Origin of the sequence: Fibrobacter succinogenes, from assembly GCF_902779965.1 — a bacterium.
In the GTDB taxonomy this organism is placed as follows: domain Bacteria; phylum Fibrobacterota; class Fibrobacteria; order Fibrobacterales; family Fibrobacteraceae; genus Fibrobacter; species Fibrobacter succinogenes_F.
The window spans coordinates 44975-52393 of sequence record NZ_CACZDK010000024.1 but is presented as its reverse complement, the minus strand read 5'-3'; the positions used below and the strand labels follow the sequence as shown (position 1 = coordinate 52393).

Below are 7419 nucleotides of genomic sequence, written 5' to 3'. Positions count from 1 at the left end.
TAAAATTACGCCTAAAAGGAATGAGCCCGGTACAATACCGGACTCATAACGCTGTTTTATCCTAACTTTAAACTGTCCAACTTCTTGGGGTCAGTTCATAAGCGGGGATACGATGTAATTGCGACAAGCTCACTAACTGAGCTCAGCAATGCAGAAATGCAAGCATTTCTGCGCAGCATTTGTCTCAATGCTAGTCCTTTAAGCAACGAATTGACATTTCATACACCTGGCTATAATCATTGGACACAGCCGCACCGTCGCTGTTGTAGGCCAAGACCATAAAGTACGCACAATTAGTACAGAGTTTTTCGTCCACAAACTCAGTAGCACTCCAGAAGAAAGCGTTTTCGCGATAGAAGCTGCGACCGGCATTAGACACCATGTAGCCAGCAGGAACCGCAGTGAAGCCGCTCGCATTGTTTCCCTTGAAGTCGGAGTTTCTCCAACCAACTGAATCCTTGAGCACTTTACCCGCCTCAAGTCTCCCGTTTTCATGCGCATTCGAAATAAGCTGTTCCCACTCGGCTTTTGTAGGCAAGTGCCATCCATCGGGGCAAACTCCCTGAATGTTTCCGTTAACATCAGGCGTGCTATTATCTATAGCAGCCTTCCAGCTGTAATAGCGGCCATAGGAGCAATCTCCGTCATAGCATTGGCTGCCATCAACGTCGTAATCCAAGTTTTGCGCCATCCAAGTCTGCGCTTTATCATCAGTACCGATAGTTACCATTTTATAAGCGCCAATTTCGACCTTCCCCCTCATTGCGCAGAATTCTTTTTCCGGGTCGTATTCTACTCCCTTGCAAGTCGTTTTTTCCAGCAACACATTTCCTACACAATCAAACTTCGTAGGATCATATTCCTTGCCGCCACAACGTTCATATACTTTTTCGCCATAACAGAATTGGGTTTGTACGTCATAGCGGATTGGAGATTTATCCTTAAAATAGCAGAGTTTCTGCAACTTTCCACTCTCACAGAGATCATCGCCCGGAGTATAGGCACTTCCATCGCACAAGTCATACAGTTCCATATTAAAGCAGAAGTTCTTCGCCGGGTCATACGGTGTAACACCGCATACTGCCTTGTAGAGTTCCGTTTCCACGTCACCGCATTTCAAGGTGACAACACCATCCTTGTCGCTCACGATACTGCAACTCGTGCCATTCGTTCCGTTTTCGCCATTTTTGCCATTTTCACCGTTCTTGATGGTTCCGACAACCTTACCGCCACAAGATATCGTGACCGAACCATCCTCGTTAGCTTTGCCTTCGCAAGAGGTTCCGTTTTCGCCGTTCTTGCCATTTTCACCGTTCTTGATAGTTCCAACATCCTTGCCGCCACAAGATATCGTGACCGAACCATCCTCGTTAGCTTTGCCTTCGCAAGAGGTTCCATTTTCACCGTTCGTGCCGTTAGTACCATTTTTACCATCAGCACCTTTTGCGCCTTCCTTACCGTTCATGAGAGATCCGACCTTTTTGCCACCGCATAGCACGTCATATCCTGAACCGTCTTTCAGAGCCTCTACGGTACAGGATGTTCCATTGACCCCATCCTTACCGTCTTTACCATCGGCACCATCCTTTCCATTAGAGCCATCTTTACCGTCAGCTCCATTCTTTCCATCGGTACCATTTTTGCCGTCTTTACCATTGGCACCGTCCTTGCCGTTAGCGCCCTTGACCTCAGAAAGATTCACCTCTTTCCAGACACTGTCAGCACAAAGGTAAACAGCATCGGAACTATCTACATAAACTATACGGCCTTTATTCTGGGAATTGCAATCGCCCAGATCATTAAACGAAGTAACTGCGCCTACGTCAGAATTTGTAAGTTGAGTGATTTCGTCACCGCAAGCAGTCAAAAAAGCCGATGCAGAAATTACACCAGCAAGCGCAAAAAGCACCTTTTGGGATCTTAAATTCATGTTATTGTTCCTTAGGTTAAGTGCATATACTCCCCCAAGCACCAATGCCGGAGTGATAAAGCAGAAAATTTTTTGAAGGGCTTACAAATACAACTCAAACGCACTGAGCGTACAAAAGTATAAGTGTTTTGTAAGGATAAAAACATAACGGGCCAAAATATAGGCATTCCCCTAAAAAAAGTCAAGGAATCTGACAACAAATGGGCATGAAGAACCGGCGAGATACCGACCGGGAAAACTATATAAAAGGAGTGTACTGGTAGCGAACTAAAATTCGTTCCAGATGTCGTTCGGGAGTTTACCGATATCGCGGAAGTCGAGCTTGCCGCTTGTGGCGGAATTCATGCTCACGAGGCGTGCCAAAGGCTTGCCAGCGCGTTCAATGACGATTTCTTCGTCCTTGATGGCAACCTGGTTCAAAAGCGTCCCAAAATTCTGACGCATATCCATTGCAGAAACAACTTTCGACACAATGAGTCCTTTTCCCTCTACGTCATCCTCCGCTAGGAGGATCCATAATTTTTCATACAGAATTTAATTATTATTATAATTAACGTCAAAACGCTTGAAAGGAGATGCCCGCCTTCGCGGGCATGACAGGTAAAGGCGGCAGCCTCAAAAAATGGATCAAGAAGTTCGTACATTTTCGGTCACGCAGTACATGCGTTCGCTCAAGAACACCGTAGAATCAACACCTGCGGTTTGGGTGCACGGGGTCATTTCGCAAATTGCGGAAAAGCCATCGGGCGTTTACCTGAGCATTGCGGACTTCGCCGATGGCGACGTGAAGCCGAAGGCCACCCTCGCCCTTTACTGCTACACCACCAAATACGAAGCGATTCTTGCAAAGATATCCAACCTTTCGCAGCCGTTTACGCTCAAGCACGACTTGAAGGTCAACTTTCTCGTGCGTGCAGAACTGTACATCCCATACGGCAAGTTGCAAGCGCAAATCTTGGACATCGACCCAATTTACACGATTGGCGAACTCGCATTGACGAAGAGCGCCATCTTGAAGCGCCTTGCGATGGAAGGCCTGCTCGAAAAGAACAAGCAGCTAGAACTTGCCGAAGTGCCGCTCCGCGTGGGGCTTATTACCGGCGAAAACACGGCCGCGTACAAGGACTTCACCACGCGACTTGAAGCTTCACCGTTTGCATTCAAAGTCACGACCGTCTATGCTCGAATGCAAGGGAACGAAACCGAGGGGAGCATCATCGCCGCACTGGAGCAACTCCAAAGTGATCCCAACTTAGATGTTGTCTGTATTGTGCGCGGCGGCGGTGCCAAGACGGACTTGAACTTTTTCGATAGCGAAGCGCTTTGCCGCGCGGTCGCAAACTACCCCATCCCCGTCTTTACGGGAATCGGTCACGAAATCGACCGTTGCCTTTTGGACGAAGTCGCCTACCTCTCGTGCATCACGCCCACAGACTGCGCCAAACGTCTCGTGGAACGCGTTACGGATAGCTGGAACCGCATGACAGACGCGATGGCAAGCATTGCCGATGGCGCCCGCGACCTCTTGACCAAGAACAACAAGCAACTCGGCACGATGGGAAACCAGCTCCAGCAAAAAGTTTTCGGGCTCATCCAGAACGAGAAATCGAAGCACGTGCTCATCGCCGCCTCCATCAAGAAGGACACTGCATTTTATATAAAGTCCGAGCACGAACGTCTCGACCGCAACCACGAAGGTTTAAAGCAAGGTACACGCAAAATCCTCGACCTCGCAAAATCTGAGTTCGAACTCGTCAGCGAAAAAGTCAAAAACGCAGACCCCAAGACGACTCTCGCCAAGGGCTACTCGCTCACGCTAGACGCAAACGGGAAGTTCATCCGCAAAGCAAGCCAACTCAAGAGCGGCGACACCATCAAGACACGCCTCGCCGACGGCGAAGTCATTTCAACCGTTCAATAGTCTAAAAAAGCGCCTAAGCATTTCAAAAAATGTGATAAATCCCTCTTTTTTGCAAAAACTCAGCGGGAAATAATTAGGAACCCCCGCCATTATAACATTTTGTGTTATTTTTATTACATCAGATCAGAAAATTTTGCAGAAAGGGAGAATTTATGGATTTAGACGAATTTATAAATGAATTTGGTTCTACGGCTTGTATCATATCTATCGAAATGAAACCCGATGGGAGCTACGGCAAAATATGTATCGAAACCGGTAACAAGGCCTACCTTTCATCTTTCGAACAGAAAAACGAATTCAACGACGGACGACCTAATCTGACATTTCAGCCTGGACTAGATTACACTGCTTATATTCCAAAAGACTTGAACTTCGAACATTTTATCTATAGCTGTGCCGTTCTCAACAAGCCCATGCACGCCTATGTCCATCCTGATCGATACAACATGTGGTTCAACCTTTTTAGCGTTCCGGTTGATTTTGGAGTACCAAACAAAGGCTACTGCGTCTACACTCAAGAAATGTCCACCAAGGTCAACATCGACCAAATGACAAACTTATCCGCAAAGACAACTTCGGACATTCTTAAGACATGCATCAAACTCCGCAGCACCAAGAATTTTCTCAAAACAATGGACGAAGTCATCGCGGACATCCGTACCATCTGCGGTGCAAATTTCTGCTGCATCATGCTCACCGATTTCAAGACAAACTCTTGTTCATTGCTAAGCGAAAGCGCCGCCCCTGAACTAGGCCATTATTCACTAAATGATTTCTTGAACGATTCTTTTATTGACATCGTTAAATCATGGCCCGAGACCATTGCTGGAAGTTCTTGCCTTATTATTAAGGACAACATAGATATGGAAGAGCTCAAGGCACGCAACCCCCGTTGGCACGCTTCCATGCAAGAAGCCAAAATCAAGAGCCTCGTTTTATTCCCACTACAGTACAATCACGAGAACATCGGCTTTATATGGGCAACAAATTTTGACACAAAAGATACCGATCGAATCAAGGAAACGCTCGAACTCACCACATACTTTGTCGCCTCGGAAGTGGCGAACTACCAGCTTTTACAAAAACTCGAAATGCTGAGTTCCACAGACCTCCTTACAGGCGTCAAGAACCGAAACGCCATGAACAATCGCGTTTTCAAAATCGTGACCGGACGCGAACGCATGCCAAGTTCCTATGGCGTCATATTTGCCGATTTAAACGGCCTCAAGACCGTCAACGACAATAACGGACACAACGCCGGAGACAAATTGCTAAAGAAAGCAGCCGACACGTTAAAAACAATTTTCAGCGGAAGCGAAATCTACCGTGCCGGCGGCGACGAGTTCGTAATTATATTCATGGGAACCCCAAAAGAAGTCATCGAATCCAAAATCGAGCAACTCCATAAAATGGCGGAAGACCCAAGCAACGTCAGCTTCGCACTAGGCTTCCACTACGAAGAAAACTGTGGAGATATCCGCGCCGCCATGCGAGAAGCCGACTCCCGCATGTACAAAGACAAGAAACATTTTTACGAAATACACCCCGAAAGCAGGACCCGCTAAATGAAGAACTTACAGAATTTTATCGAACAATTTAAAACAATGGCCTGCATCCTTTCTGTCGAAAAAAGAAATGACGGGAAAGCAGGAAATATTTGCATCGAAATAGCCAACAAGCAATATATCGAATTTTTGGAAAAGCTGAACGGAAATGGCAAATCAAGTTTTGAAACAAAATTCGAACCAGGCTCCAATTACGAGAGATTCATGCCCAAAGCTTTGGACTTTGAGCGATGCTGCCACGAGTGCGCCATTGAACAAAAACCGGTCCAAGCATTTATCCAACCCGAGCAATCCAATATCCACATAAGTATGATATTGCTCCCCCTGGGAATAGAAGATCCAAACAAGGCGTATTGCACCTTGTCGCAGGAAACTTCAGAAGAAAGTGAGTCCAGCGAAGAATCAATGCTTTCAGCAGAAATGTCTAAAAACGTCTTGAAGACATGCGTCAAGCTCCGCGGTGCCACGAACTTGCAAAAGACCATGGATGAAGTCATCGAAGACATCCGCAAAATTTGCGGAGCAAACTACTGCTGTGTTCTGCTGACCAACTTCAACGAACATACCTATTCCGTATTTAGCGACTCCATTAAAGCAAATTCAAACCATCGTTCCGTCCGTGACTATATAACAGAAGACTTCGTGGACTACGCAAAGACATGGCTTCACCTCCTTGCCGGTAACAGTTGCTTGATCATCAAAAACAAGGAAGACCTTGAAACAATCGAGCAAAACTTTCCGAACTGGCATAGATCCCTCACCAACGCAAATATCGAAAGCCTTGTGCTTTTGCCCCTAGAGTACAACAATGTCATTTTAGGATTTATTTGGGTCTCAAATTTCGATGTATCAAACACATTAAACATCAAGGAAACGCTCGAACTCACTACATTCTTTGTCGCCTCCGAAATTGCAAACTACCAGCTTGTCGGAAGGCTTGAATACCTCAGCAACATGGACCTTTTGACAAACGTACAAAACCGCAATTCCATGAACAATAGAGTTTCTCAATTTATGAACGGTAAGGTGCAGTACAAATCCCTTGCAGTTATATTTGCCGACCTGAACGGGCTAAAGCCCGTGAACGATAAATATGGGCATGATGCGGGCGATGAATTACTAAAAAAAGCATCATCCGCGCTAAAGTTGACTTTCAGCAAAAGCGAAATCTACCGTGCCGGCGGCGACGAATTCCTAGTCATCATCCTCGATCAGCCCAAAGAAGACATCGAAGCAAAAGTCCAAAAGCTACGCGAAAATTCGGAAAATACAGACAACGTAAGTTTTTCACTCGGTTTCTATTACAACGAAAACGGTGGCAATATCCGTACGGCCATGCATGAAGCCGATGTGCGCATGTACGAAGACAAGAAACAATTCTACTTACGACATCCCGAAAAAAGAAAAAAACTGTAGCCTCTAGATTCTTCTTTTACAAATCTCGTAAATCGCCAAATATTTTCGGACGAATATTGCTATTCGAATAGAGGCAAGTTGTCAATTTTTATAAAACGCCGAGTCTCTGGATCTAGAGCAAAAAAGCGCACGCAATCGCCAAGCGCAAGCATCACGTAGCTCGGCGTCAAAACTTGCAAATACTTATTCAGTTGCTGCTGCAACACCGGCCACGTGTATTCGCCCGGAGCTTTGCATTCCACCAAAAGCCATGGCTTGTTAAGAGACGCACCCGCGCGGAAATTATGCACTAGAATATCCACGCGATCCGCCGTTTTCGCTTCAACCGTCGAAAGCGGAAATTCCACCGCAATCAGATGCTCGGGTACTTTCACCACATCAAGCAAGTAACGCACGGTCGCCTGCCGGACATGTTCCTCGGGGGTCAATGGGACCTCTTTTTTGCGAATCGGATCGTAAATTGAGTCATGAATCATAAGCAACAAATACAGAAATCTTACAAAATGTGAGGAATATCACCCTTTTGGGGTCAAATTTATGAAAAAAAGAGACATAAAACACACCCAAATCAATCATTTCATATTATT

General features: G+C 46.0%; 6 protein-coding genes. 3 read left to right on the top strand and 3 right to left on the bottom strand.

The features are described 5' to 3' along the window. Positions 1 to 190: 190 nt before the first annotated feature. Positions 191 to 1930, bottom strand: a complete 1740-nt coding sequence (locus HUF13_RS11780; protein WP_173475315.1) for an FISUMP domain-containing protein — start codon at positions 1928 to 1930, stop codon at positions 191 to 193. Between the two features lie 267 nt (positions 1931 to 2197). Next, a complete protein-coding gene (locus HUF13_RS11775) occupies positions 2198 to 2401 on the bottom strand; it encodes a type II toxin-antitoxin system Phd/YefM family antitoxin (RefSeq protein ID WP_254794303.1) in 204 nt (67 codons plus the stop codon). A gap of 151 nt (positions 2402 to 2552) precedes the next feature. On the opposite strand from HUF13_RS11775, the gene xseA reads away from it, so the two are divergent. The 3 genes from xseA to HUF13_RS11760 all read left to right on the top strand — a co-directional run bounded on the left by xseA (position 2553) and on the right by HUF13_RS11760 (position 6832). Further along, positions 2553 to 3851 (top strand): exodeoxyribonuclease VII large subunit, encoded by a 1299-nt coding sequence (xseA, locus tag HUF13_RS11770; protein WP_173475314.1) that lies wholly within the window; start codon positions 2553 to 2555, stop codon positions 3849 to 3851. A 152-nt stretch (positions 3852 to 4003) separates the two neighbouring features. Beyond that, positions 4004 to 5416 carry a GGDEF domain-containing protein gene (locus HUF13_RS11765; RefSeq protein ID WP_173475313.1) on the top strand — a complete coding sequence of 471 codons (1413 nt, stop codon included), beginning with the start codon at positions 4004 to 4006 and terminating at the stop codon, positions 5414 to 5416. After that, complete coding sequence (locus HUF13_RS11760) at positions 5417 to 6832, top strand: sensor domain-containing diguanylate cyclase (protein WP_173475312.1); 1416 nt, start codon at positions 5417 to 5419, stop codon at positions 6830 to 6832. A gap of 59 nt (positions 6833 to 6891) precedes the next feature. Here the strand turns inward: HUF13_RS11760 and HUF13_RS11755 are convergent, their stop codons facing one another. Beyond that, complete coding sequence (locus HUF13_RS11755) at positions 6892 to 7308, bottom strand: type I restriction enzyme HsdR N-terminal domain-containing protein (RefSeq protein ID WP_173475311.1); 417 nt, start codon at positions 7306 to 7308, stop codon at positions 6892 to 6894. Between the last annotated feature and the right edge of the window lie 111 nt (positions 7309 to 7419).